The 25,823-nt window shown below is 45.9% G+C and carries 23 protein-coding genes; 14 read left to right on the top strand and 9 right to left on the bottom strand.

All coding sequences use genetic code 11. The features are described 5' to 3' along the window. Window positions 1-332: 332 nt before the first annotated feature. From IEV98_RS14160 to IEV98_RS14145, 4 genes are read left to right on the top strand one after another with little or no spacing between them, the layout of a single operon-like run. Window positions 333-3,512, top strand: a complete 3,180-nt coding sequence (locus IEV98_RS14160; protein WP_188506640.1) for a SusC/RagA family TonB-linked outer membrane protein — start codon at window positions 333-335, stop codon at window positions 3,510-3,512. Window positions 3,513-3,524: 12 nt separating this feature from the next. Continuing rightward, a complete protein-coding gene (locus IEV98_RS14155; RefSeq protein ID WP_188506639.1) occupies window positions 3,525-5,030 on the top strand; it encodes a SusD/RagB family nutrient-binding outer membrane lipoprotein in 1,506 nt (501 codons plus the stop codon). A 27-nt stretch (window positions 5,031-5,057) separates the two neighbouring features. Further along, complete coding sequence (locus IEV98_RS14150; protein WP_188506638.1) at window positions 5,058-5,675, top strand: DUF5011 domain-containing protein; 618 nt, start codon at window positions 5,058-5,060, stop codon at window positions 5,673-5,675. A 20-nt stretch (window positions 5,676-5,695) separates the two neighbouring features. Then, window positions 5,696-6,187: a lipid-binding protein gene (locus tag IEV98_RS14145; RefSeq protein ID WP_188506637.1), complete on the top strand. Its 492-nt coding sequence runs from the start codon at window positions 5,696-5,698 to the stop codon at window positions 6,185-6,187. A gap of 107 nt (window positions 6,188-6,294) precedes the next feature. On the opposite strand, the gene IEV98_RS14140 is transcribed toward IEV98_RS14145, so the two are convergent. Then, window positions 6,295-6,960: a hypothetical protein gene (locus IEV98_RS14140; protein WP_188506636.1), complete on the bottom strand. Its 666-nt coding sequence runs from the start codon at window positions 6,958-6,960 to the stop codon at window positions 6,295-6,297. 461 nt (window positions 6,961-7,421) lie between these two features. Further along, on the bottom strand, window positions 7,422-8,909 hold the full coding sequence (locus IEV98_RS14135) for a M43 family zinc metalloprotease (RefSeq protein ID WP_188506635.1): 1,488 nt from the start codon (window positions 8,907-8,909) through the stop codon (window positions 7,422-7,424). Between the two features lie 670 nt (window positions 8,910-9,579). On the opposite strand from IEV98_RS14135, the gene IEV98_RS14130 reads away from it, so the two are divergent. Then, complete coding sequence (locus IEV98_RS14130) at window positions 9,580-10,542, top strand: hypothetical protein (RefSeq protein WP_188506634.1); 963 nt, start codon at window positions 9,580-9,582, stop codon at window positions 10,540-10,542. Window positions 10,543-10,678: 136 nt separating this feature from the next. On the opposite strand, the gene IEV98_RS14125 is transcribed toward IEV98_RS14130, so the two are convergent. The 4 genes from IEV98_RS14125 to rpsF form a co-directional block, all read right to left on the bottom strand. Beyond that, entirely contained in the window at window positions 10,679-10,849 is a 171-nt protein-coding gene (locus tag IEV98_RS14125; protein ID WP_188506633.1) for a hypothetical protein, read from the bottom strand. 184 nt (window positions 10,850-11,033) lie between these two features. After that, the gene (gene rplI, locus IEV98_RS14120; RefSeq protein ID WP_188506632.1) at window positions 11,034-11,477 is read right to left on the bottom strand and encodes a 50S ribosomal protein L9; all 444 of its coding nucleotides are present in this window, start codon (window positions 11,475-11,477) and stop codon (window positions 11,034-11,036) included. Between the two features lie 13 nt (window positions 11,478-11,490). Continuing rightward, entirely contained in the window at window positions 11,491-11,754 is a 264-nt protein-coding gene (gene rpsR / locus IEV98_RS14115; RefSeq protein ID WP_188506631.1) for a 30S ribosomal protein S18, read from the bottom strand. Beyond that, window positions 11,754-12,125: a 30S ribosomal protein S6 gene (gene rpsF, locus IEV98_RS14110; RefSeq protein WP_188506630.1), complete on the bottom strand. Its 372-nt coding sequence runs from the start codon at window positions 12,123-12,125 to the stop codon at window positions 11,754-11,756. The genes rpsR and rpsF overlap by 1 nt, the downstream gene beginning before the upstream one ends. 190 nt (window positions 12,126-12,315) lie before the next feature. On the opposite strand from rpsF, the gene rplU reads away from it, so the two are divergent. Both rplU and rpmA read left to right on the top strand, forming a co-directional pair. Next, complete coding sequence (gene rplU / locus IEV98_RS14105) at window positions 12,316-12,627, top strand: 50S ribosomal protein L21 (protein WP_188506629.1); 312 nt, start codon at window positions 12,316-12,318, stop codon at window positions 12,625-12,627. Between the two features lie 51 nt (window positions 12,628-12,678). Continuing rightward, window positions 12,679-13,362 (top strand): 50S ribosomal protein L27, encoded by a 684-nt coding sequence (gene rpmA, locus IEV98_RS14100; protein ID WP_188506628.1) that lies wholly within the window; start codon window positions 12,679-12,681, stop codon window positions 13,360-13,362. Window positions 13,363-13,482: 120 nt separating this feature from the next. Here rpmA and IEV98_RS14095 read toward each other — a convergent pair whose 3' ends face one another. Further along, window positions 13,483-15,276 (bottom strand): ABC transporter ATP-binding protein, encoded by a 1,794-nt coding sequence (locus IEV98_RS14095; protein ID WP_188506627.1) that lies wholly within the window; start codon window positions 15,274-15,276, stop codon window positions 13,483-13,485. Between the two features lie 109 nt (window positions 15,277-15,385). On the opposite strand from IEV98_RS14095, the gene IEV98_RS14090 reads away from it, so the two are divergent. The 7 genes from IEV98_RS14090 to IEV98_RS14060 all read left to right on the top strand — a co-directional run bounded on the left by IEV98_RS14090 (window position 15,386) and on the right by IEV98_RS14060 (window position 21,023). Beyond that, on the top strand, window positions 15,386-16,465 hold the full coding sequence (locus IEV98_RS14090) for a Glu/Leu/Phe/Val family dehydrogenase (RefSeq protein WP_188506626.1): 1,080 nt from the start codon (window positions 15,386-15,388) through the stop codon (window positions 16,463-16,465). A 41-nt stretch (window positions 16,466-16,506) separates the two neighbouring features. Further along, complete coding sequence (nusB, locus tag IEV98_RS14085) at window positions 16,507-17,454, top strand: transcription antitermination factor NusB (protein ID WP_188506625.1); 948 nt, start codon at window positions 16,507-16,509, stop codon at window positions 17,452-17,454. A 72-nt stretch (window positions 17,455-17,526) separates the two neighbouring features. Continuing rightward, window positions 17,527-17,991, top strand: coding sequence for a DUF1573 domain-containing protein (locus tag IEV98_RS14080; RefSeq protein WP_188506624.1), 465 nt, complete (start codon window positions 17,527-17,529; stop codon window positions 17,989-17,991). Between the two features lie 107 nt (window positions 17,992-18,098). Next, entirely contained in the window at window positions 18,099-18,425 is a 327-nt protein-coding gene (yajC, locus tag IEV98_RS14075) for a preprotein translocase subunit YajC (RefSeq protein ID WP_188506776.1), read from the top strand. An 81-nt stretch (window positions 18,426-18,506) separates the two neighbouring features. Beyond that, window positions 18,507-19,454 carry a hypothetical protein gene (locus tag IEV98_RS14070; protein WP_188506623.1) on the top strand — a complete coding sequence of 316 codons (948 nt, stop codon included), beginning with the start codon at window positions 18,507-18,509 and terminating at the stop codon, window positions 19,452-19,454. Next, window positions 19,429-20,076: a dephospho-CoA kinase gene (gene coaE / locus IEV98_RS14065; protein ID WP_229738767.1), complete on the top strand. Its 648-nt coding sequence runs from the start codon at window positions 19,429-19,431 to the stop codon at window positions 20,074-20,076. Before IEV98_RS14070 ends, coaE begins: the two co-directional genes overlap by 26 nt. Beyond that, on the top strand, window positions 20,076-21,023 hold the full coding sequence (locus IEV98_RS14060; protein ID WP_188506622.1) for an MBL fold metallo-hydrolase RNA specificity domain-containing protein: 948 nt from the start codon (window positions 20,076-20,078) through the stop codon (window positions 21,021-21,023). The genes coaE and IEV98_RS14060 overlap by 1 nt, the downstream gene beginning before the upstream one ends. A gap of 76 nt (window positions 21,024-21,099) precedes the next feature. Here the strand turns inward: IEV98_RS14060 and IEV98_RS14055 are convergent, their stop codons facing one another. Next, on the bottom strand, window positions 21,100-22,560 hold the full coding sequence (locus IEV98_RS14055; RefSeq protein WP_188506621.1) for a SusD/RagB family nutrient-binding outer membrane lipoprotein: 1,461 nt from the start codon (window positions 22,558-22,560) through the stop codon (window positions 21,100-21,102). A 34-nt stretch (window positions 22,561-22,594) separates the two neighbouring features. Continuing rightward, entirely contained in the window at window positions 22,595-25,816 is a 3,222-nt protein-coding gene (locus tag IEV98_RS14050; RefSeq protein WP_188506620.1) for a SusC/RagA family TonB-linked outer membrane protein, read from the bottom strand. Window positions 25,817-25,823 lie beyond the last annotated feature (7 nt).

Below are 25,823 nucleotides of genomic sequence, written 5' to 3'. Positions count from 1 at the left end.
CTTTACACTCCTTTCTCTTAGTAAACATCTATTTTTGATAAATCGCAATTGATTTAGGGGCGTTACTAATCTCTTTTCATACCAGCGTTGTCGTTTAAAATTGTTGCATTGCATTTAAGGTAAAGTGAAGGCAATGTTTGGAAAAATAACATCAACCGATACACTGTTAGTAACAGCTGTTAAGGTGTCCTTTCAATTAGGTTTTTATTCTCTTATTATCAAGCCTGGCGAGTAGGCTATCCATATATCTTTCAAATCCTATCCACTTCCATTGGAATAGGTCATATAACTAATCTTTAACTTTTTTATTTTTTAACCAAATTCACAAACACATGAAACAAAAATTACTATGTTTCTTTATGCTGGGGATACTGCTGATTGGATCGGCATACGCCCAAGACAGGAGAATCAGCGGTAGGGTTACGGCAGCGGCCGACGGCAGTCCGATCTCAGGGGTGTCCGTGTTCGCTGTTGGTACAAATGTTGCCGCCCAAACGGATGAGCAGGGCGCATTTACAATCAACGCCCCACAAGCCGTTATGGCGCTGGAGTTTCGTTTCCTTGGCTATACGACTCAGCGTGTAGATATCGGAAATCAGTCGGTGATCAATGTACAGTTGACCGAAGATGCCGCTTCACTGGATGAGGTCGTGGTAACGGCCCTGGGGATTTCGCGAGACGCGAAAAGCTTGGGTTATTCGGCCACGAAGGTTGATTCAGAAGATATTACCAGGACTTCGCCCGTAAGTATGTTTGATGGCTTGCAAGGCAAAATTGCTGGTGCAAACATTACGTCGCAATCCGGAGCACCCGGTGCCTCGACAAAAGTGGTTTTGCGCGGTTATTCTTCCATTAGCGGAAATAACCAGCCACTATATGTGATTGACGGGGTTCCCGTTAACAATAGTACTTTTGGAGAAGCTGAACCAGTCAATCGCTCAACCGACTTCGGAAACAATGCCAATGACATTAATCCAGCAGATATTGAATCCATTAACGTGCTCAAGGGTGCAGGTGCGACCAGTTTGTATGGTTCACGTGCGGCTAACGGAGTGATCGTCATTACCACTAAGAAAGGGAAGGCCGGCAAGATTTCTGTCGATTTGAATCACTCGACAACCCTGTCTTCAATATTGATGCTGCCAAGGCTTCAAAACACCTTTGGGCAAGGCTGGAGTGGTATATTTGATCCGATTGAGCAAGGAAGCTGGGGGCCACGTTTTGACGGTGCAAACCGGCTTTGGGGAAATACGGTAGACAACGCGCGTCTTGTGAAGCCTTTTGTAGCCCTTGAGAATAATATTCGGGATTTTTATGACACAGGAGCGGAATTGAATACTAACATCGCAGTTAGCGGTGGTAACGAGCAGTCTACGTTTTATTTATCGTATGGAAACATTTCAAGCGACGGTATTGTTCCGACAGACGCGGACTCTTACAATCGCAATACATTAAGTCTCCGCGGTTCTACCAAATATGAGAAATTTAATGCTTCCGGTTCCATTAACTATGTGGGCCGGAAAGCGAAATTCATAGCAACAGGGCAGGGTACTAATACCGGTGCTACCATGTTTCAAGAACTCATTCAGTTTCCACGGGATATCAGTATTGTGGATGGCAAGGACTATGAGGCTAAATTCTATGACATCAACACCTTTTACACGCCCTATGCACAGAATCCATATTTTGTGTTAAATGAAAATGGTAACGATTTTAATAGTGACCGGGTTTACGGGAATGCTGAAGTCGGATACGAATTTGCTAATTGGCTTTCTTCGACTGTCCGGGTGGGCGGCGATTTTACGAATTCACGTCTGAAAGACTGGCAGGCTATCAATAGACCTGACGGTAATAGCCCGAATGCATCCCGTCAGCCAGATGTCGGTGGTGTCATGGAAGAGGCACGGTATTTCGGGGAATTCAATACAGACGTGTTGTTAAATTTCAATGCGCCCATTAATGAAGACTTTACATTCGATGGTTTGTTGGGTTGGAATTATAACCAACGTGAAACCCGCGTACAGACATCGGCTATTACGAACCTGACTGTTCCCGAATTTTATAACCTTTCCAATTCATCAGCGCCCCCTACTTCATCAGCGGATTATACCAAAAGACGGTTGTTTGGTGCGTATGCACAGGCAAACTTTGGCTTCCGCGATTATTTATTTCTCTCGCTAAATGCTAGGAATGACTGGTCTTCAACCTTACCTATGGGGAAGAACTCCTTTTTCTATCCCGCTGCAAACCTGAGTTTGGTCTTGACCGATTTAGCACCTTCGTTGAAGGATAACGGCATCAGCTTTGCCAAATTACGTGCTAGTTTAGGACAAACCGGTAACGATGCAGGAGTTTATCTATTAAGCTCTTTACTAACTGGTGGCGATGTATTGCTTGGTTTCGGTAACATCACATTTCCATTAGGTGGTGTCGGTTCATTCGAAGTAGCGAATCAGATTGGAAATAGCGCTTTAGAGCCGGAAATCACCACCGAATATGAATTGGGTGCGGACGTAAGGTTCCTAAATAATCGTGTTGGTTTCGACTTTAGCTATTACAATAAACGTACAGATGGCCAAATCCTTCCGGTGCCAATTGCGCACACATCAGGATATGGGTTTTTGGTAATGAACTTTGGATTGGTAGAAAACAAGGGGATCGAGTTGGCAGTCAATGTGACGCCTGTGAAATCTGATGTCTTTTCTTGGGACTTGAACTATGTATTTGCACGTAACCGCAATAAAGTACTGGAACTCCCAGAAGGTCTTAATGAAGTGGTAATTGCCAGTGGGTATGATATTGACTTCGTAGCCATTAAGGGGCAGCCCTTAGGTGTATACAAAGGCCCTGTCGAGGAACGCGATCCGAATGGCAATGTCGTTGTCAATCCGTCAAATGGTATCCCGACCCAAGCAGACGATAAGGAGGTCTTCGGAAATAGCCAGCGTGATTTCACTATGGGATTGACCAATACCTTACGATTAAATAACTGGAGCTTAGGCTTTGCCTTTGACTACAGAAAGGGTGGGAAGTTTTGGAGCTATACCTCACAACTTACGGATTTTATCGGAAATTCAGTGAGGACAACGTATAACGATAGAAATCCGTACATTTTCCCGAATTCTGTTAATAAAATAACGGATTCAGAGGGGAATGTTTCCTATGTGGAGAACACAACACCTATTGACGTGGAAAATTATTATTCGTTATTTAACAATGGTTCTACCACACAAACTGAATCCCGCCGCACGGTGTTGGACAAGACATCATTACGTTTACGAGACGTGACGCTTTCCTATGCGTTCTCGCAAACAGTTGCATCTCGTATAGGCCTGCAGGGATTGTCTTTAACAGCATTTGGTCGTAACCTACTGCTTTGGGTACCTGCCGAAAATGGCTTTATCGATCCGGATGTCAGTACGTATAATAACGACCTTCGCGGCGATTTAGGTGAGTTTGCTGGTGGACCTACTACGAGGTCTTATGGTTTATCATTACGGGCAACGTTTTAATTAAACTGAACGATGAGAATAAATATAAATAGTATAAAGGGAAAAGCCGTCGCTTTCGGCTTGGCTTCCCTGCTGACATTGGGTGCTTGTGAGCGAGCATTGGATATTAATCAAGATCCTAATAATCCTGAGGTGGGTAAAGGTACACCGGAATTGGTATTTCCTGCGGCTGTTGTTTCGTCTGCAGGAGCATTGGGAGGCGAGTATGCGATATTGGGAGGAATTTGGGCGCAATATTGGACCCAAAGTTCGGTTTCTAACCAGTATCGGGAATTTGACTCCTACAACGTAACCCAGACTGCTTTGAATGGCCGGTTCAACGAAGTGTTTTCAGGTGCGCTGAACGATTACCATTTTGTGATTAAAAAGGCGCAAGAAACTGAAGATTGGCATTATCTTTTGATGGGTACGGTGATGAAAGCCTATACATATCAATTGATGGTTGATTTGTATGATACGCTTCCTTACGACGAGGCCTTTCAAGGTGTAGAAAATCTGACGCCAGCCTACGAAGAAGGATACGAAATCTACAAGAAGTTGATTGCGGAGTTAGACAATGCACTTGCGATGGAGGCCGGAGCTGATCCGGTAGATCCTACTAAGGATAAGGCTTTGGATGTTGTTTTTCGGTTTAACATGGACAATTGGGTGAAGTTTGCCAATACCTTGAAGTTGAAATTCTACCTGAGAATGGTCTATGCGCAGTCGGCGGAGGCTGAGGCAGGAATACGGGCGATGTATGACAGCGGAGCTCAGTTCTTGGATACAGATGCTCAGCTGGCGATCTTTGAAGGTACTCAAGATAAAAGTAATCCGTTTTTCGAATTCAACTTTCGTAGGCTGAATACGACAACAAATCTCCGCGCGAGTGTTACTTTCCTTTCATTTTTGCAGACCAATGCTGATCCCAGATTGAGTTCTTACTTTTCGCCGACTAGCGGAACGACAACGTATTCCGGTAATCACCAAGGGGATTATAACAACCCTGATCCAGCGTTAGCTAATATCTCAGTTGCCAGAGCGACAGCGGTAGACCCTGTTTACTTTATTTCAGAAGCAGAATCTTATTTCCTGCAAGCTGAGGCATTAGAGCGGTACTATGGGGGTGTCGGAGCCAACGAGCTTTACAACAGTGGTGTCGAGGCCGCATTTGCACAATACGGAGTAGAGGATCGAGCAGCTGATTTTACAGCTTCAGACGGTGTATATGTCTATCCGGCTTCGGGTGACTTCGAGTCAAAGTTGGAGGCGATTATTGTACAAAAGTGGGCTTCGTTTCCTGGTGCTCATGCCTTAGAGGGTTATATTGAGAAAAACAGGACGGGATACCCAAAAACCAGCCCCGTTTACTCAACAGACATATCTTATGTGCCCGGCCAATTTGTTTATCCGAAAAATGGTGTTACAGGAGGGCAATACCCCAAAAGGTTGATTATCCCACAGGACGAGCGGAATCGTAATCCAAACGTTCCTGCTATAGTGCCTATCACAACCAACGTTTGGTGGGACAAGAAATAGTTTGTGTGATATTAAACAGAAATGAATATGAAAAAATATATATGGGGTCTGATAGCAACAATTGTGGCGCTACAGGGCTGTGAAAAATTAGAGAGCGAAGGCGTCTCCTTCGAAACTCAGTTTGTAGACATCGAGTTAAACGGCAACGCATACATGTCAGTAGTGCTTGGTGAAGAGTTTGTAGATGAAGGAGCGATAGCTAAAGAAGGTGAAGAAGAGAAAGAGGTAACCATCAGCGGGAATGTGGATGTGAATAAAGTCGGCGTGTATGAACTGAAATACTCCGCGGTTAATAACGATGGTTATCCTGGGTCGGCGACTAGGACCGTCGCCGTAATTCCGGCGGCTGAGGGTGATGGCGTTAATATAGCTGGCAATTACAAATACAATGGTGGTAGCCAAATTGCTGAAATTACAAAATACGCCCCCGGCTTCTATTACATGAATAATATATGGGGGCCTAGCGACGTCCCTTGCTATATATTAACGAGTGATGGCAAGGACTTGGTACTTCCGTTGACGAATACGCCATTCGGTCGGGTATTGGGCTCTGGTGAATTGACTGGCAATAGCCTGGCGTTGATCGTTTCTTTATTGGATCAAAACGGACTAATAGATATACCCAGAAATTGGACTAAACAATAACCGTTATTAGAGATATTCATATGAAAAAGATAATAAGTATTTTTATTTTATCGGCGCTAATCTTCACTTCTTGCCAAAAGGAAGAAGTACCGGGAGGAACGGCTATTGAAGCAATGGCCGGTGAATGGTATGTAACGGCTTCGAGGGGGAGCGATTCGTACGATGCACATTTTTCAACATACAACACTGCGGCGAACAACGCTACGGAAATGTGGCTGGACGATTTGGAATCTTTCTGGCAAACAAAAGGCAAAGTGAGTGTGGATCTTGCCAGTATGACTTTTTCGACATCGGCACCTGCTCAAAACGAGTACTACGATATGACATTTGGAGTTGCAAATGGTAAGATTCTCAAGGGAGCAGCGAAAGGACCGGGATCAAACACGCCTACAGATTCCATCTATTTTGAATTAACTTTCAGTGATGACGTAGACGAAGACGGCGAACAAATTACGACGCCTTGGATCATTTCCGGCTTTAAGCGGACAGGCTTTTTGGAAGACGAGCAATAAGACTTGTTGACAAGTAAGGCTATAGAATTGGCAAAGTGGCTCAGGCCGCTTTGCCAATTTTTTTTGACGATTGAGAAGGTGTTGCTATTTATCTGTGGTTTTTGTCATTACAATGAATCATAGTAACTGATAATGTTTGCAAGTACCCGATCGTCTTTCAGGTTGGCGTCATGTTCATCGACATAACTTTTTAAAGCCGGTTTTTTGTCCGCTAACGCGCCTAATACTCCTTTTTCAGTGGGCGACACTTTTTGTAGCCGGTTGTCCTTAACTAAATAATAATCCGTCCGGGGTACAAAATTGATTTCGGTATTGCCCGTAAAATGGTCTTCTCGCTGAATTTTCGGTTTTTTGGTATGTTTCAACAATGTTGTGTTCCCTTCGTATAAGACTTGGAACAATGTCTGACCCTCTGGTAAATATCCATTTTTAAAGATCACGGTATCTGTGCCATCCATGTAGGTGAATTTTTTTACCTGCCGATTCGGAACGTACGTATTTCCATTTACCTCAATGACCAATGATTCGGAAGACTGGTCGTAGTTGAACTTTACGTTCTGATATGTTTTTCCGTCGTCGAGTACTACTTCTCCAACTAGCCAATCTGGACTTAGAAATGGAGACGCTCGCAGATCCGTTTTTTTATTTATCAGCATCGGCGCATAGGTAGGTGAGAGGTAATCTCCAATGGATATCTCTCTTTGCGCAAACGTGGTTGCAGCGCAAGTTAGCAATAATATGCTAAGCAATGATTTTACGAAGATTCTTTTCATGGGTGCGTATTTTTGTTTCATCAGAAATAAAGATACGACTACGTTAGTTATAAAACAAAAAGAATACCCTTAATTCATTGGGGGAAATGTAAATGCAGTCCGGGCGGTTTTTGGGGATCTTATTGGGGCTGTAACAAGGCAAAACCGGTGAAACTGAAGTGGACTAGCAGCCCGTCCGTGGACCGAATCGTATGCGGGCTGTTATCTTCTATGCTATTGGTTACAAATTATGAGGGTTTGTTATTCTCAAACCAATGATTTCTAAAAATGTATAATAGTGAGTTGAAAAATTAAGCTATATCTAATTTTTGTATTAAAAGATAAGATAGAAATTAGCCAAGGCTTTTTGCTAAAGCATTCGACAGGTAATATCTATTCTTATTCCTCATTATCTATAAAAACAAAAAAGCCTCCCAAATGAGAGGCGTTAAATATTCTGTTGATTTAGATTTCTGTCGTTGCTAGGGTGCAAATCCAGTATAGAACCAATAGTCTTTTGAAAAAGAACCACAGGAAGTAGTCGCCGTACATCTCAATCTTAGATATCTATTAACACCTTTTGAGTAAACTGTAACTGTACGTCCTTGTGCTGACCAACCTATGATAGGAGCTCCGGTTGATCCGGATATTTTAGACCATGAATAAGTGGTGGGAACATCGCTAAGATTCTCTATCGTTAGTACTCCTGTATATTTATAGTTGCCTATTCCGGCTAACACTGTAAACCTATCCCCTGAAGGTGAATCTTGAAGATCAATCATATTTTCAATTCCTAATACTATTGAAGAACCAACTTCAATATTGTCTTTTACAACAGAGGATGTACCGCATGACGTTGTTATTTGCGCACTAACGGAACCTGCCCCATCTGCAACTTTGACTACGTTTACAGTAGTTCCAGTGGCCGAACCAGATATGTTTAGATATCCATTTGTGCTCCAGGTAACCGTGGCGCCAGAAGGAAGATTACTGATATTATAGGTCCCGTTTGTACAAACCACGTCGGGACCGGTAATTCGACTCATCGCGTTTTGTAGGATCGAACTATTATCGATTGCAGTATGCATCCTTGCAGTTTGCAATGGTGTAAAATTCAGCAAACAAACTGGAGGCACGTATGACATTACATTATCCGTTAGCGGCGAGTAAGCTTGTCCATTCGCATCCGTCCCCGTACCAACGTAAGCACAAGTAAATGACCATTGTTCGGGATCGGCTGGAGTATCAGTTACGTAATCACCGCATGTAGAGGAATTGCTACCGTTAACAAGCTCAGGGCATTGGGCAGGCCCTCCACCCGGCTCGATGCGCGCTGTCCCCCTATGAGTATGAAAAAGCCCCACGCAATGGCCGAACTCATGTGCCACTACTGGTGTGAGCACGTATGATCCAGCAAGAACCAAGGCATTTGACGGTATCCCGTCTGCCTTGCCAAATGCAGTCGCTCCAGTAGGTAGCAAATATATATTAATCGCATTCGTTTGTCTGCTTGTAGATACTATGCTGCCGAAGTTTGTATCAGGATTGCCTGAAAAAAAGGTGCTATTATTAATAAAAGACCTCCCTTTTTCAACTATGCATATGCTTGCTTGCTCCATTCCTATTTGGAGGTTGGATAAAACCTGATCCACTTGTGAAGTGGTTAATCCACCCGTTCCGTCACTCTTACGGATAATATGGAAATGGACCAGAAAAATTTTATCTGTTATCGCACTAAGTTTGTAAGTTTCAATCCCTAATCGTTGGGTTAGAAAGTCCTCGGAGGCAATTGTTCCACAATTCAGCCCAGCAGAATCCTGCAATATAAGTTTGTCATATTGCTGTAATCCATTAATAGCTGATGACATATTTTCAATAATTTCTGTTTTATGGCACGCGATAAGGAGTAGTAAAGCAAAGGTATATGTCAAGTAAGTATTTATACGTCGGAATTTAAAGAAAGAGTTCATATTTAAATTATAGTAAGGTAGACATTAGTTATTGTTAGAATATCCTTGGTATTTTGTTTTAATATTCAAATATTGATTAGTTGATTAACCATATCTTATATTCTTAGAATACAATAATATTTTTAAATGAGATGACATACGTACATCCAATGTTTAGTATATAGCGCAGGCAAATGTTTTACACCACGTAAAAAAAACGTCGTTGAAATAGAAATCTATAAATTGGCTAATATACTAGTATTTGTTAGTTGCTAATTTATTCAAAAAGGTAGCTTAATTTGGTCTGTCATGACTGTTCATCTAGTCAACTTTAGCTTAACTTGAAGAAGTCTGATGCAATTGGCTAGGTAAAGCTAAAGAATGGGATGGTAATATCCAAATGTTTTTTGAGGAAATCTTTTAATTAATTGACGGAGTATAACAAAATAGAATGCTTTGTGTTTGAAATCAACCATTTGCCGTTATGTGCTGTTGCTAGGTGTTTACTTTGCCTTGATCCATATCATTCAATCCCTGCTTCACCTTCTCAATGAATACAGCAAGATCTACCAATTTGTCAATTGAAAGTGTTCAGGCAATTTACTGTAACGCCGAAGTAGGTTTCCTTGTAGCGAAATCAGCTTTCCCGCCGTTCTATCAAATAAGTAAACTAGTCAAAAACAATACAATTATGAAAATCTTAACCTTTTTACTTGCGCTGGCATTGGCAAGCGCATTGTGGGTATACAACAAAAATTCCAAGGGTGACGGGAACCAATCGGTAAATGCCATTCTTGGCGACATTAGCTTCGAGGATAAGTACACAAAGGAACCAACTGCCGAAACCGACGAGGATTTACGCATCGGCACGCATCTAGCGTATGTCGAAAACGTACTCTGGAATACGGATGTTTCTACATTGCCTATGGAGCTCCGGAGAAAAAGGCAGCTGATGCTGGACTTGCTGCACACTTATCGTATAACGGGCGTGTTTCCTAGAAATTATGATGATGTGAATGAACGGAAACCATGCTTTATAGACAAGGATGGGCGGATATGTGCCGTGGGGTATCTAATTGAACAAACCGCTGGGCGAGAAGTCGCTGAAACGATAAACAAGAAGTATCAATACGAGAATATACTCGATATGAACGATCCGACAGTCGACAATTGGATTGCATCAAGCGGGCTCACCAAGATGGAATGCGCAATGATTCAACCTGCATATGGAGGCGTGACCGTCGTGTATGACGATAAAAACCATGTTTCAAAAGGTTACGGTATTAGTTCAGCATTGCTCAGTGGGGCAAATATTTCTTTTGCCGCAATCAATGCCGTTCAAATCGGTCGAGGGGCAGGTAATCGGATAGTTCCATGGATTGGTTTGGCAAGTGGAGCCGCCCAGATTACATTGGGTATCGCCAAATATCCGGAAGAGGAGAGGAATATATATGATGAACCCTATATGAATGTAGGACAGCGTAATGTCTCTTTTCTTAATATTGGTTTGGGTACCGCTAGCATGATATTAAGTTCGTGGAACCTGATTGCCAATAGACCGGGAAAGGAAAAGACGGTACGATGGGGGTTTCAGCGTATAGCCATTCCTAACAGCCATGATGGGTTAGGCTTTAATGTGGTTAAGCGGTTTTAACTTCCGATTAGTGATTTTACAACTCGGGAATATTCAATCCGTCCGCACCTGCTGCCAAACCGCTGCCGGACTGCTGCGGGTGGCTTGGCGGTATGAGTGCTGTGAGCTGCCTGTGTGACAGCTGTTTTTTGCACCCTTACAGCAACGTGACCGCAGCGTGACAGCCAGCTGACTCCCCCATGATGCGGCGTCTTCTGGCTACGGATGGCCGTTTTCTTCTGCCTTTCTTTTGAACTTCTCCCGCCATTCTCCTGCCGTAATGTAAACCCCAGCTATGCGGTGGCCGTGCGGTGGCTATTAATTTCATAGCGACAGGTTAGCTGAGCCTTAGCTGGCGCATAGCAAATGGCAGGAAATAGGCAGGAGAAAGTAGGGAGTTGGTGGTCTAATCGGGGAATGAACGCATGGAGTTGAAGGCATCATGTTGTGTCAAATAAAAAACGGTTGCCTTTTTTCAAAAGACAACCGTTTCTATACATGAAGTGAATGGCTTACTCAGCTACCACCTCAAAAGGTATCTGTACCTTTACTTCCTTATGGAGGTTGAGGTTAGCGACGTACTCACCCAATACTTTGGGATCCTCTTCAAAGGTAATACGGCGACGATCTACCTCAAAGCCTTGCTTTTTCAAGGCGTCTGCTACCTGGATGCTGTTAACCGATCCGAAAATCTTTCCGGTTTCGCCGGCTTTTGCACCGATGGTCAGTTTTACCGCCTCAAGCTTGGCTGCCAATTCAGTGGCGTCTTTCTTAACCTTGTCTTGCTTGAATTGCGCTTGGCGGATGTTTTCTGCCAACACTTTTTTAGCTGATTCGGTAGCTAGCGTTGCAAATCCCTGTGGAATGAGGTAATTGCGCCCATAACCGGGTTTTACAGACACAACGTCGTCTTTCTCGCCCAGTTTCTTGATATCTTGCTTTAAAATTACTTCCATGACGTTTACCTCCCTATTTTAATGAATCAGCAACATATGGCAATAAGCCGATGTGGCGTGCACGTTTCACTGCCTGGGCCACCTTGCGTTGGAATTTCAACGACGTGCCCGTAAGCCGGCGTGGTAATACCTTGCCCTGGTCATTGACAAACTTCAACAAGAAGTTCGCGTCTTTGTAATCAATGTATTTGATGCCATTCTTTTTGAAACGGCAATACTTTTTACGATTGTCCTCCACCTTGGGAGCAGTCACGTATTGGATTTGTTCATTGGCCATTAGTTTGCTACCTCCTCTGCTTTGGGCGTTTCAGCCTTTTTGTTGAAAGCACCACTGCGTTTTTTCTCGTTGTAAGCAAGGGCATGTTTGTCCAATCGGATCGTTAGGAAACGCATTACCCGCTCATCCCGTTTGTACTCAATTTCCAGTTTACTGATAATCTCACCTGGAGCCTTGAATTCGATGAGGTGATAGAATCCGGTTGTTTTTTTCTCAATCGGATACGCTAATTTTTTCAAACCCCAATTGTCTTCATGGACAATTTCGGCTCCGCCTTCGGTAAGGATGTTTTTGAATTTGGCAATCGCCTCTTTCGAAACTTCCTCTGAAAGCAACGGGGTAAGAACGATAACGGTTTCGTACTGTTGCATACTTTCGTTTAAAAATAAAATTATATAATCATTATTCCGCTTTAAAACGGGTTGCAAATTTATGCATAAAGTTTTTGATATCAAAGCGGTGCTCCGATAATTTTTCTGATTGAAATTTGAATAATAAAAATAAAGCGCTATCTTTGCGCTTCGAATTTTAAGAGACAATTTATTTATTAATTCATTAACAATGTACGCAATAGTAAATATAGCCGGACAGCAATTTAAAGTTGCAAAAGACCAGCAACTCTTTGTGCACCGTTTGCAGGGAGATGAGGGCGCTAGTATTGAATTTGACAATGTATTGTTAGCAGAAGATGGTGGTAAGTTCACCATAGGCGCGCCCACAGTAAAGGGAGCGAAGGTTTCGGCTAAGATTTTGTCACATTTAAAGGGTGATAAGGTGATCGTTTTCAAAAAGAAACGCCGCAAAGGTTACAAAAAGAAAAACGGGCACCGGCAGCAATTCACTAAGATTGAAATTACAGGGATTGCTTTATAAATCAGCTAGTTTAAATTGGGCATCTGCCTATAATCAATAAGATAATAAGACATGGCACATAAAAAAGGTGCGGGTAGTTCTAAGAACGGCCGTGAGTCACACAGTAAGCGTTTAGGGGTGAAAATATTCGGTGGTCAGCACGCGGTTGCTGGAAATATCATCGTACGCCAACGCGGTACGAAACACCACCCCGACGTGAATGTTGGAATGGGCAAGGACCATACGTTGTTTGCACTGATTGAGGGTAAAGTGGTATTTCGCAAAAAAGCCAATAACAAGTCCTTTGTTTCGGTGTTGCCTTTTGAGGAAGAAGTGGTTGCAACACAACCCAAAGCGGAAGTAGCTGAGAAGAAGCCAGCCGCCAAGAAGGTAGCGGCTAAAGCCGAGGTTGTTACTGAAGCGCCGAAGCAAGCGGAAAAGAAAGAGAAGGTTGAAGCGAAAGAAAAGGCTGAAGCCCCCAAAAAGGAGAAAGCCAAGGCTGATGATTTAACCGTTATCGAAGGGGTTGGTCCGAAGATCGCTGAGGTATTGGCAGATGCCGGTATCGCTGGCTTTGCCGACGTAGCAGCGAAATCTGCTGAAGAGTTGAAAGCAATTCTTGCAGAAGCGGGCGACCAATACAACACGGCCGTTACAGATACCTGGCCAGAACAAGCTAAGCTTGCTGCGGATGGAAAGTTTGATGAGCTGAAAAAATGGCAAGACGAGCTAGACGGCGGTAAAGAAGTAGAATAATTGACCGCCCGAACAGCGGGCGGAAAATAGAGAAACCACCAGTCAGATTTGGCTGGTGGTTTTTTTGTGATCTACGCTAAGAGAGGGAAAGGATTACAGAAATCACCGGTGGTACTGTCATTAGTTTCCTACTTGATCTTCTTCCTCCAGTAGCTGTTTCTCATTCAACTCGAAATAGTTTCCCTGCATAGCCAATAATTCTTCGTGACTGCCCTGCTCGATGATCATCCCTTGATCTAAGACGATGATATGGTCTGCGTTCTTAATGGTGGAAATGCGGTGCGCAATAAAAATGGTGCTCTTGCCTTGCATGGCGATACTGAGGTTTTGCAGGATTTCCTCCTCGGTTTTTGTGTCCACCGCAGAGAGGCAGTCATCGAAAATCAAGATTTGCGGTTTTTTAATGAGTGCCCGAGCAATGGATACACGTTGTTTCTGTCCGCCTGAAAGCGTGATGCCCCGTTCGCCGATAGTGGTCTCAAATCCTTTTTCAAATGCCGCGATATTTCCGTATACGGCCGCTCCTTTTGCGGCTTCTTCGACTTCATCGCTAGTGGCGTTATCCAATCCAAACGCGATATTATTGGCAATCGAATCGGAAAACAAGAATACATCCTGCGGAACAAAGCCGATCTGGCTGCGGTAGGCTCGCAGCGGGAATTGCCTGATGTCTCGGCCATCTACCCGGATGGCTCCCGATTGTACGTCATACATCCGCATGAGCAGGTTGGCCAATGTCGATTTGCCCGACCCCGTCCTACCTACTATGGCAAGCACTTTGCCTGGCTTTATTTCAAACGAAACGTTTTTGAGCGCCTGGATCCCGGTATCCGGATAGGTGAAGCTTACCTGCTCAAACTGGATATTACCCGTTACTTCGATATGTCCTTCGGCTGCAGATTGGATTTCTGGCTCGGTACGAAGGAATTCATTGATGCGCTTTTGCGAGGCCGCCGCCCGTTGGATGAGCGATGTCACCCAGGCCAGGGCCATGGCCGGGAATGTCAGCTGGTTTACGTAGATAATGAATTCGGCGATGTTGCCGGAGGTGATGGTGCCCTTGGCTACTTCCAATCCGCCGACGTACACGGTGATGACGGTGCTTAGGCCGATGAGTAACAGGATAAGCGGGAAGAAAATGGCTTCGGTTTTTACCAGCGCCAATGCAGCTTGTCTGTACGTATTGCTCTCCTCCGTAAAGCGGTCCATTTTATCGGCTTCCCGGTTGTAGGTCTTTATGACCCGTATGCCAGAGAACGTTTCCTGCACAAAAGACGAAAGCGTGGATAACTGTTCCTGTATACGCTCACTGCGACGGTTGATGATTTTATTGACGACTAACAGGATGGCCGACAATACCGGTATGGGCAACAATGCATACAGGGCCAAAGTCGGGTTTACACTGATCATGGCTGCAATTACCATGATGGAAAGTACCACCGTATTGATAGAATACATGACTGCGGGCCCAAGGTAAGACCGTACCCGGTTCACATCTTCTGTCACCCGGTTCATCAGGTCCCCGGTATTATTCCGGCGATAGAACGCCATGTCCAATTGTTGGTAATGGCCATAAATCTCATTCTTCAGATCAAATTCGATATGCCGCGATGTGAGGATGATGGTTTGCCGCATTAAGAACAGGAAAACGCCGCGGATAAGCGAGAGCAGTAATACAAGTGCGCCGAAGAGCAATAGACTATAGCCGAAAATCTCATAGACCAGCTGCTGACGTTCAAACCCATCGAATAGTCGATACATGCTGATGTTCTCCTTGACCAGGTCGAAGGCGATGCGGATAACCTGGGCGGGCAAGACACCGAAATAATTGGAGACGATTACGAAGATAACACCGGGAATCATCCGCCAGCGGTATTTGTAAAAGTATTTATTGAGGTGTGCGAGGTGTTTCATATGAATAGTGAGCAAAAATACGAAATGTTTGGCGGTGTTGGTTATATGCATAATTTTTTTGCTAAGTTTGCCCCAATATTGCAGATTACGTATTGAGCTATCGTTTTTTATGTCCGTACCTACTAAAGACAATTCAACCTTTGAGTTGATGGCCCAATTTGGCCATCAGAAACTTGTTTTCTGTAATGACGGTGCTGTTGGCTTGCAGGCGGTGATCGCTATCCACGATACGACGCTTGGCCCAGCAATTGGCGGTGTAAGGATGTTGCCCTACCAAAATACGGATGAAGCCATAGACGACGTGCTCCGCCTTTCGAGAGGAATGACCTACAAAGCAGCTGTGGCGGGTGTAAACCTAGGCGGGGGCAATGCGGCAATTATCGGTGACCATCGCTTACTGAAAAGTGAGGCGTTGCTTCGCAGGTTCGGACAGTTTGTTGAGCAACTCAGCGGTACCTTTATAGCCTCATTGGATATCGGTACCACCCCCAGGGATATGGAATACCTACGGATGGAGACCGGCCACGTTGCTGGATTGCCGAAATCCTTGGGTGGGAGTGGCGACTCGGCCCCGTTTACTGCAAAAGGGGTATATTACGGTATAAAAGCTTCCTTAAAGGAGCTGTATGGCAACGATAGCCTAGCCGGACGTACCGTGGCTGTACAGGGAGCGGGGAATGTTGGTGAACAATTGATTGCCTTATTGCGAGAGGAAAACGCCAAAGTATACGTAAGCGACATTGTCGAAGAGCGAATGGTGGAGGTAGCGAATAAATACAAGGCGGTACCTGTTTCCAATAACAACATCTATGAATTGGATGTAGATGTGTATGCACCTTGTGCATTGGGGGGTACGGTCAATAAAGATACCATCGCTAAAATGAGGTGCCGGATTATTGCCGGGTCGGCGAATAACCAACTGCGCAATGAGCGGGAAGACGGACAGTTGCTGATGGATAAGAAAATTCTCTATGCGCCTGATTACCTGATTAATGCAGGAGGACTGATCAGTTGCTACTCCGAAATTGCCGGATATGGCGTATCGCGTACGGCAGCGCTTACCGAGAACATATATGAGACTACTCGCTCCGTATTGCGTAAATCGATCTCCGAGCGTGTCGCTTCTTATCAAGCGGCAAATCAGATCGCAGAGGCGCGGATGGCTGATATGCGTAAAATCAAGCAATAAAATCGATATTGGTACTTTAATCCAATCGTTCTTACAGAATTATGTTAAACAGAAGGCACCTACGGGTCAAAGTATTACAGACGCTATATGCGTACCAACTATCGGAAGATAAACAGGTTAGTATCTTTGAAAAAGCACTGCTCAAGAGTGTCGACCAAGTGTATGAGATGTACATCTGGGCATTAAACCTATTGGATGAAGTGTCTGATTACGTGCGTATCGATGCCGAAGAACGTGCAAATAAATTTTTGCCTTCAGCAGATGATTTATCACCTAACACCCGGTTGCATAACAATACCTTTATTGAGCTATTACGGCATAATGAGAAGTATAAAGCCGATGTGAAGCGTTATAAGGTAGCTTGGAGTTTCGATCCCGAGATTGTTCGTTTGGTTTTTCTCCAGCTGAAGGATACGGAGGCATATGCGGCTTACCTAAATCAGGACGATCGGTCAATTGGCGCAGAAAAGGAAATAGCCAAGTACGTTTTCAAAAAAATTATCCTGAAGGCGCCCGCTATCGAGCAGGTGTTTGAGGAGAAGTTTATCAATTGGCAGGTCGATAAAGAAGTCTTACAGGCGATGGTCGCTAAAACATTCAAGAATTTCACCAGTGAAGACCCGAGTCAGAACCATTTGGCCGAACTGACCCCCAATTGGCAGGAAGACCGGCAGTTCATCATAGACTTGTTGACACATTCGATCCGCTTTGCAGACGAGTACCAACAGCTGGTTGCTACGAAAACCAAGAACTGGGAGGCAGATCGCATCGCGTTGTTAGATAATTTACTGATGCGGATGGCCATTTGTGAATTGCTTAATTTTCCCACGATACCGGTGAAGGTGACGATCAATGAATACATTGAAATCTCGAAGGTGTTTAGTACGGCGAAGAGCAACACATTTATCAATGGTGTCTTGGATAAGATTTTGAACGAATTGCAGACGGAAGGACGTATACGCAAGCACGGAAGAGGCTTGGTACAGTGATAAACAAACTGGGGAGATCCCATGTTAATCAATAATAGGAACACACATCAATTACACGTAATATCGAACGTTATGAAATGGATATCCTTATTTTTCGCAGGACTGCTGTTAGTGACAGCGTGCAACACAGGTAAAAATCAAGAACAGGAAGCGGCAGATCTACCCTTGGATCAAATCGGTAAGCAACCCGTTGGTCAGGCAGTGATACCGGGCGCGGATTCTGCTGCCGCCGTATTGGAGGTCGAAAATGATTCGTATGATTTCGGTGAGGTCAAGGAAGGCGAAAAAGTTGAGCACGAGTTCATGTTTACCAATACCGGTAGTTCACCGTTGATTATTTCAAACGTGCAGGCTTCTTGTGGATGTACCACGCCGGAATATTCTAAAAATCCCATTGCACCTGGCGATAAAGGAATGGTGAAGGTGGTGTTCAATAGTGCTGGCCAGGTAGGCAAGCAACACAAAGTGGTGACTGTATCATCAAATGCGGCTAGCCCGAATACACTTTTGCACCTTCGGGGTGAAGTGAAAAAGTAAAAGGAGATCCGCTACCTGCGGATGCGCAAACGGAGTAATGTCAAATACCGATGTACAAAGCGATATCGGAGAAATGAATCAACAAGTAAACAAATAAACAAACAATGATTACATCAACAATTTTATTGCAAGCAGGAGGTTCAGAAGGAATGGGGGGAATCATGGGGTTCTTGCCGATGATTCTGATTATCGTGGTTTTCTATTTCTTTATGATTAGGCCGCAGATGAAAAAAGCCAAGGATCACAAGAAATACATCGAGGAGTTGAAAGTAAACGACCGGGTGGTAACAACCGCCGGTATTCACGGCCGTCTTGTCGAAGTATCGGAAACTACATTCCTTGTGGATGTCGGTGGCGGTGTCAAAATTCGTTTTGATAAATCGGCCATAGCACTGGATGCATCCAAGGCACAGAACGCTGCCCCGAAGGCGTAATCATATCGACGCTACATTGCTGCAAAAGCTGCCGATAAGGCAGCTTTTGTAAATAAACCCAAGTTTTGCTAAGTTTGTTTAATGCCGGCACTGAATTTAAATAAAACACAGCGGCGCAAGCTTAGCATTTTTGCGAAATGTGTCATTTTTTCCTTTCTAGCATGGGCGCTCTTCGCCGTGTCGAGTGACTATGTCTATACGATCAAGGCGGGCATGCAATATGTTAATGCGCCTGATAATAGGGCATTTCATCCGTTGCAGTCAGATACCGTAAGTATACAATTGGAAGCAAACGGATGGCAACTGTTGTTTTCAACGCTTCAATCAACGACGCAATCCATACAGGTTGATCTCAGCGGGCTGCAACGTAGAAACTGGGTGGTTTTCACGAATCAATTGGGTTTTGTTAATCGTCAGTTTCCCGCAAACAAGCGCGTTATCGCCGTTTCGCCGGATACACTGTATTTCGATTTTTCAAAACAGACCGAGCGCAAGGTGCCGGTGACCGCACTGCATAATCTGCAATTCAGGAAGCAATATGACATCATCGATGAGGTGCGGATTTCTCCGGAATATGTCACGATTACCGGTCCACTTGAGGACGTTGTGCAAATCGAACGTTGGGATACGGATACCGTCCGTGCTTCGAATGTCAATGGCAGCATCCATACCGTGGTTCAATTGAAGCAAAACCAGCGGGCCAACATCAACGTTTATCCGACTTCCGTGGAAGTGGATATCCCTGTCGGTGAGGTCACTGAGAAAATACTGGAGGTGCCCTTAAAAGTAGAAAACGCTAAACAGTTCAGTTCAGTGAAATTGCTGCCGAGCAAGGTTCGGCTTACCGTTATGGTATCGTTACGTGATTTCATGAAGGTGACGGGTAGCTCATTTGAAGCGGTTGTAAATATGGATGATTGGGTGGCCGACGGTGTTACTAACTTGCCGGTCATCATTACGCAGATACCCGATTTTTGCAAACTGGTAAAGGTAGAGCCGCAGAATGTCGATTTTTTCATTCGAAAGTAGTAATGGGTTTCATCACGTGGAAAAGGATATGCATTTGAAAGTAGGGATAACGGGTGGAATCGGGAGCGGCAAATCAATTATTTGTAGGATATTCGGTACGTTAGGGATTCCCGTTTTCGATGCCGACATTGCAGCCCGGCAGCTGATGACCGGTAATGTCCGCTTGGTTGCCGCAATCAAATCGGAGTTTGGGCGTGAAGCGTATCATGAAGATGGGACATTGAACCGTGCTTTCCTCGCTGCACAAGTATTCGGACATGAACAGCGGCTGAAAAAGCTGAATAGCCTGGTGCATCCGGTTGTTATACAAGCCGGGGAGGAGTGGGCCAGTAGTCAGGATGCGCCCTATACGATCAAGGAGGCCGCGCTGCTTTTCGAAAGCGGTTCTTTCAAATTGAACCACTATAATGTGTTGGTCACCGCCCCTAAATCGGTACGGATTGATCGCGTGATGGCACGTGATGGGGTTACGGCTGAGCAGGTAGAAGCCCGGATGAAACAGCAGTGGCCGGATGAGAGAAAGAAGGAACTGGCGGATTTCATGCTCGTCAACGACGGTGTCCGGGCCATCATTCCTCAGGTGTTGGAGCTTGATCGTTTTTTCCGCTCAAAGCAATCATAATGGGCGTAATCTTGGCAGATTTCCTGGTGAGACGGGCAGAGGGGTACTACTGTAAATACGGTGATTTTTTTATAGACCCACCATTGCCGGTAGGCCGTGCATTGATTACACATGCGCATGCTGATCATGCCAGCCCTGGCCATGGCATGATATTTTGCACACCGCCAACGGCTAGCTTTATGCGGTATCGGTATCGTCATCTGGCTGCTCATGCCTTTTCGGAGTTTTCTTATCACCATCCATTTTCGGTCGGCGGTGTTGCGATTCGTTTTATACCTGCCGGACATATTTTGGGCTCCGCCCAAATCGTCATGGATTACAACGGGGCTACTTACCTGTTTACGGGCGACTATAAAGTGCAGGCAGACGACACCTGTGAGCCTTTGGAAGCGATGCAAGCCGATGTGCTGATCACAGAGAGTACCTTTGCCGACCCGCAAGTGCGTCATCCCGATCCGGTGGCGGAGATATCGAAACTCAATGATAAACCAAGCAATGTGTTGCTGGGTGCTTACACGCTCGGTAAAGCACAGCGGCTTACTTCCTTGATCAATGCGCACTGCCCCAGCAGGAAGGTGCTTATACATCATACCATATTGCCTATCCATCAACTCTACAGATCGCTGGGTGTGGACCACCTTTGCTATGCACCTTATGAACGTAGATTGATGAAAGTGGATGGATCCGATTATATTTATATCGTACCTCCGCTAACGTTTAATAGTTATTTCCGGGCGACGAACGTATTGCGTGTATTTGCCTCCGGATGGAAGCGCCTACAACACAACAACGATATGGAGCTATTCATATCGGACCATGTGGATTGGAACGATATCATGGGCTACGTGAACCTGGTGAAGCCTTTGGAGATTTGGACCGTACATGGCGAGGGTAAACACCTAGCCGAACATTTCGCGGGATCTATAGCGGTTAAAGCCATTGGCTAGTATAAGAACGAAGGCGGGCAGCATCCCAATAGGGGAAACTGCCCGCGCCGCTTGATTTAATTGGTTGTCTTTCCTGCTATTTTTCCCACCATACTTTGGTCATCACATCATCGCCGCCGATTCGGTCAGCTGCAATCTGATAGTTTTGGGGATTGAAGCGCCTTACGTCGTTATGATACATAAAGCGGGTTGGCATCACGCCGTCGTGCAGCATATATTCAGTTTTTGGCAGTACGGGATATCCGGTCCTCCGGTATTCAAACCATTGTTGATAGTCATTGAAGAATAAGCCGAGATACTTTTGCGTCATGATGCGCTCAAGCGTGCCGTCAAAAGCCGCAGTTTCGTTCTCGAAGTAGTCCGCGGGTATTTCTCCACCATTCCATTGGGTGATCGCCGCTTCCACACCTTTTTTATAGGCTGCCTCGGAAGCTTCCAAGTCTCCATGGTGCAGGGCAACTTCGGCTTTGATGAATTCCACCTCGGCATAGCCCATGATGACCTCCTTGATCGGGGTGCCGATGGCGTCATAAATCATCAGGTTGCCATTGGGCGTACTTGGACTATAGTTAAACTGGGATGCATCGCCCGAGTGTGCACTGGGTATGCCTTTGTATCCGATACGCTGTGGCTCGCCATCTACCATTTCGCTGGCCTCTGTCATAAACAACGGGCGGCGTGGATCTTCCAGGTTATTCAACAAGTCGACAAAGAACGAGGACATGGCCTCAAAGTTGACGTAGTCCTGCCGACGTGCCCACGCATAGTTGTAAGGTGGATTTCCGGTGATTGTCACTAATGCCGCATCGGCATTGCCCTCGAAGATCGGGTAGGTCTCCGGATTGTTTATCATGTTCTGAATGCGGTTGTAACTATCAAATTCGGACCGCTTCGAGACTCTTAAAAGCAAACGCATGAGTAGGGAGTTGTTAAACTTCTGCCATTTTGTTTGGTCATTGTCATACAAGAGGTCGTTGCCATCCATAATCCCTTCACCCGCATAGATGGTGTTGGCCTCTTCCAGGTTGGCGATCAATTGCGTGTAAATTTCCGCTTGCGTGTCAAATTTGGGCTGGCTGACGCCTTCTTCAGCCTGTAGTGCCTCGCTGAAGGGTACATCGCCGAAGCTGTCCGTGAGTATTCCCGTGATATAAGCTTGCAAGGTAAACGCTACTGCCCGGTACATGGGTTGGCCATATACGTCAGCGGCATTCTGCATTTCGCGGATATTTCTCAGCCACCGGTAGCACGTGTTCCAGGTTCCATTGCCAGCCGTTTCGGTGACATCGTATCGATGCAGCCCCAGCTGAACACTGGGGTTAGGCAATCCGACCTGCATGAGCTGCCACGTGAAATCATAGCTCCGTACCGTAAAGTACGTACTCATGCCGTAAATGGTAGGCGTGAGTAAACTGCCGGGGGTCACTTTTTCGATCAGGTTGGGGTCGATATTAAGCGCTTCGAAGTTTTTGGTGCAAGAAGGTGTCAAAGCCAGCAAGGCGGCGGCTCCAAACACACTGTATATCGTCTTTTTCATTGTTATTCGCATTTTTAGTTGTTCAACCGATTGATTAAAGGGTTAGCCGGAGATTAAATCCCCAGGTTCTGGGCGTGGGCATCTGTCCCATTTCCACCCCGGGCATAATATCGGAACCGTTAAGGGCTGCGGTTTCGGGATCAAACATCGGGAATTTGGAAATCATGGCTAAATCCCGTCCGTATACGGCTACGCTGGCACTTGATATACCGATCCGGGCGGTAAACGTACGTGGCAGCCCGTACTCAAGACGCACTTCGCGCAATTTCAGGTACGAGGCATCGAAACTGTTTGTTTCGACATTCGCCCGGCGGTAATAATCGCTATACCACGTATTGATAGCCACCTCTTTGGTATTGGGCGAGTAGCTGCCATCTTCGTTCTGTACGACGCCGTCGCCGACAACGGTCATGGTTTCGCGGCCATGCAGGGTATGTGCTAATTTTCCCTGTTCGGTCATTTTGTGGTGAGTCTGCGAGTATACGATGCCTCCATACTGCCCATCCACCAGTATGCTCGCCCGCCAGTTTTTATACTGGAATTCATTGTGGAAACCGCCGCGCCAATCGGCATAGGCGTTTCCGATTTTTTGGATGTCTGATGGGCGTACGGCCAAACCGGTCTCGGAATTAAAGACCACCTGGCCCTGTTCATTGCGCACCAAGCCATATCCGTAGATATCGCCCGTGCTACCGCCTTTACGGGCGATAATTGAAACGACCCCGGCACCGCTTTGCGCGATTACCTGTTCTTCGTTTTCGATGTCAGCACTGAGCTCGAGGATACGGTTGTCGTTTTTGGCCCATGTAACCGTTGACGTCCAGCTGAAATTATCCGAAACTACCGGTTTTCCGCTGAGCATCAGTTCGATGCCCTTGTTGCGGATTGTTCCGCCATTGATAAAGGCATAGCTATAACCGGTGGTAATGTCAAGCGGCACACGTAATACTTGATTGACCGTTGTATTGTGGTACAGGTTGACGTCTGCGTTGATGCGGTTGTTAAGCAGCGAGAAGTTTAACCCGCCTTCCCACGAATTGGAAATCTCTGGCTTCAGTTCTGCATTGTGTAGTGTAGTCGGGGCGTTGGCAGAACCGGGGAACTCTGATGTCGCGTAATATTTGTGCAACCGGTACGATTCGGTGTCATTGCCGACCATAGCCCAAGAGAGGCGAGCCTTGGCAAAAGAGATGGCACGTGGCAACGAGAAGATGTCGCTGAGTACGTAACTGCTGCTTACGGAAGGATAGAAGTATGACCAGTTGTCGGTAGGTAGGGTGGAAGACCAATCGTTCCGTCCGGTTATGTCGACATAGATTTTGTCTTGCCATGAAAGATTCACCAAACCATATATGCTGTGTATTTTTTTCTGATACAAGTTGTTGCTGGCCACAGCGATATCAAGGGCGTTGGTGAGTTTGTATACGCCGGGCAGCGTGAGCCCGCGGGCTACGGCGTTGTTGTTTTTTTCTTCGCGGCTCATGGCATTGCCGCCCAGTGCGGCGGTGATGTTAAATTGCTCGCTCAACCGGTCCTTGTAAGTAAGCAATGCATCGGTGTTGGATTCGAAGAAGTAAACGTCTTGTTGCTTGTAATACCCACGCGGGAAATTGGCCGTATCAAACGGGCGACGGCTTTCCCGTCTATCCTGACGTAGATTGAGGCCAGAGCGGACCATGAGCTCCCACTTCGGGCTGAAGGTATAGATACCTTGGAGATTCCCGTCGATGTTGGTGCTATTGAGGCTGTTGGTCATCTCGTAGAGAATGAGGAAAGGGTTTTCAATGTAGGAGCTGTATGGGTGGATCTGCGTGATTTGCTCCTGTCCCGTCCGCCAGCGTGGTTCATATACAGCCAAATCGACGTTCGGGTTTTGGAAGATCATAAAGTAGGAAATCGACTGGTTGTTATAGCCCGTGCCGGGCAGGTTGTCACTGGTTTTGTTGGTATAGGCAAATTTCGCGTTTACCTTCAATTTGTCTGACAATTGGGCGCTGGTATTTAATGAGGCAACAAGCCGTTCGTAACCTGTATTGCGCAGGATCCATTCGTTCTTCGTGTGTGTAAAGGAGGCCCGTGCCGAAAACCGGTCAGTAGCACCGTCAAAAGCGACACTGTTCATCAGGGTCATACCGGTCTGGTAGAGTCCCTTGATGTTGTCCTTATACGGGCGCCATGGAAGGCGCTCGGTCGACTGGCCTTCTATGGCCGGATCGTATTGATAATACTGCTGACCGTCGAACTTAGGGCCCCAGGCGCTTGAAGTCGATCCCGTATTCGGTCCATCTTCGGAAAGCTGGTACGAATAATACAATTCGCCGTCCGCATTCCGGTTGTTATTGCCCTGTCCGTATTCGTATTGGATATCTGGCCAGCGAAGGATGTCATTCATGCTGGTATTGGAGTTGATCGTAATGCCGATACCGCCACGGCTGGAGCCTTTTTTGGTGGTAATGATCAAAGCGCCATTGCCGGCCCGGCTACCATATAACGCTGTCGCTGCCGCCCCTTTCAAAACGCTTACCGACTCGATATCATCTGGATTGATATCGCCCAGGCCGTTGCCGAAATCAATGGGGATGTCTTTATCTCCCGTTGATACGCCCGCGCCGTAAGCATCGTTAACACCGGAGCTGGCTCTGCCCGAACTGTTGATCATTGGAATACCGTCGATCACGATCAGGGCTTCGTTGCCGGACGCGCTTAGTGAACGATCGCCACGGAGGTTGATCCGAGTGGAGTTCAATGGTCCGGATCCGGGTTGTGTTAAGTTCAGGCCAGCGACTTTGCCCTTTAGGGCGTCTGACCAACTGGCTGGCATGGCGTCTGTAAGATCTTCACCTTTGACTGTGCTAACGGCATATCCGAGGCCCTTGGCCTCGCGCTCGATACCTAGCGCGGTGACCACGACCTCTTCGATTTCGGTCGATGAGCTTTGGAGTGCAATCCTCAGGTTAGCATTGACATTGGTAACCGTTATCGTTTCGGTGTCGTATCCGATAAGGGAAAAAGTTAATTGACTGCCCGAAGCTACGGACACTTCAAATCGCCCTTGTGCATCCGTGGCACTGAGTGATTTCCCTTCGGATAGTATGGTGACTCCGTTGATCGGTTGATCTGTCGCGGCGTCTTGAACCGTTCCGCGCACGGTAATGACCGGCTGGGCCGTCAGATCCGTGAAATGAAACAGGGAAAACAGAAACAGGCAACGTGTCAAAAGTCGACGTCCTGCGGAAGTTTTTAGTAGTTTTTTCATTGCATAG

Origin of the sequence: Parapedobacter pyrenivorans (assembly GCF_014636865.1) — a bacterium.
Lineage (GTDB): Bacteria > Bacteroidota > Bacteroidia > Sphingobacteriales > Sphingobacteriaceae > Parapedobacter > Parapedobacter pyrenivorans.
The sequence above is the reverse complement of the archived record's forward strand: the minus strand, read 5'-3'. Positions and strand labels throughout refer to the sequence as shown.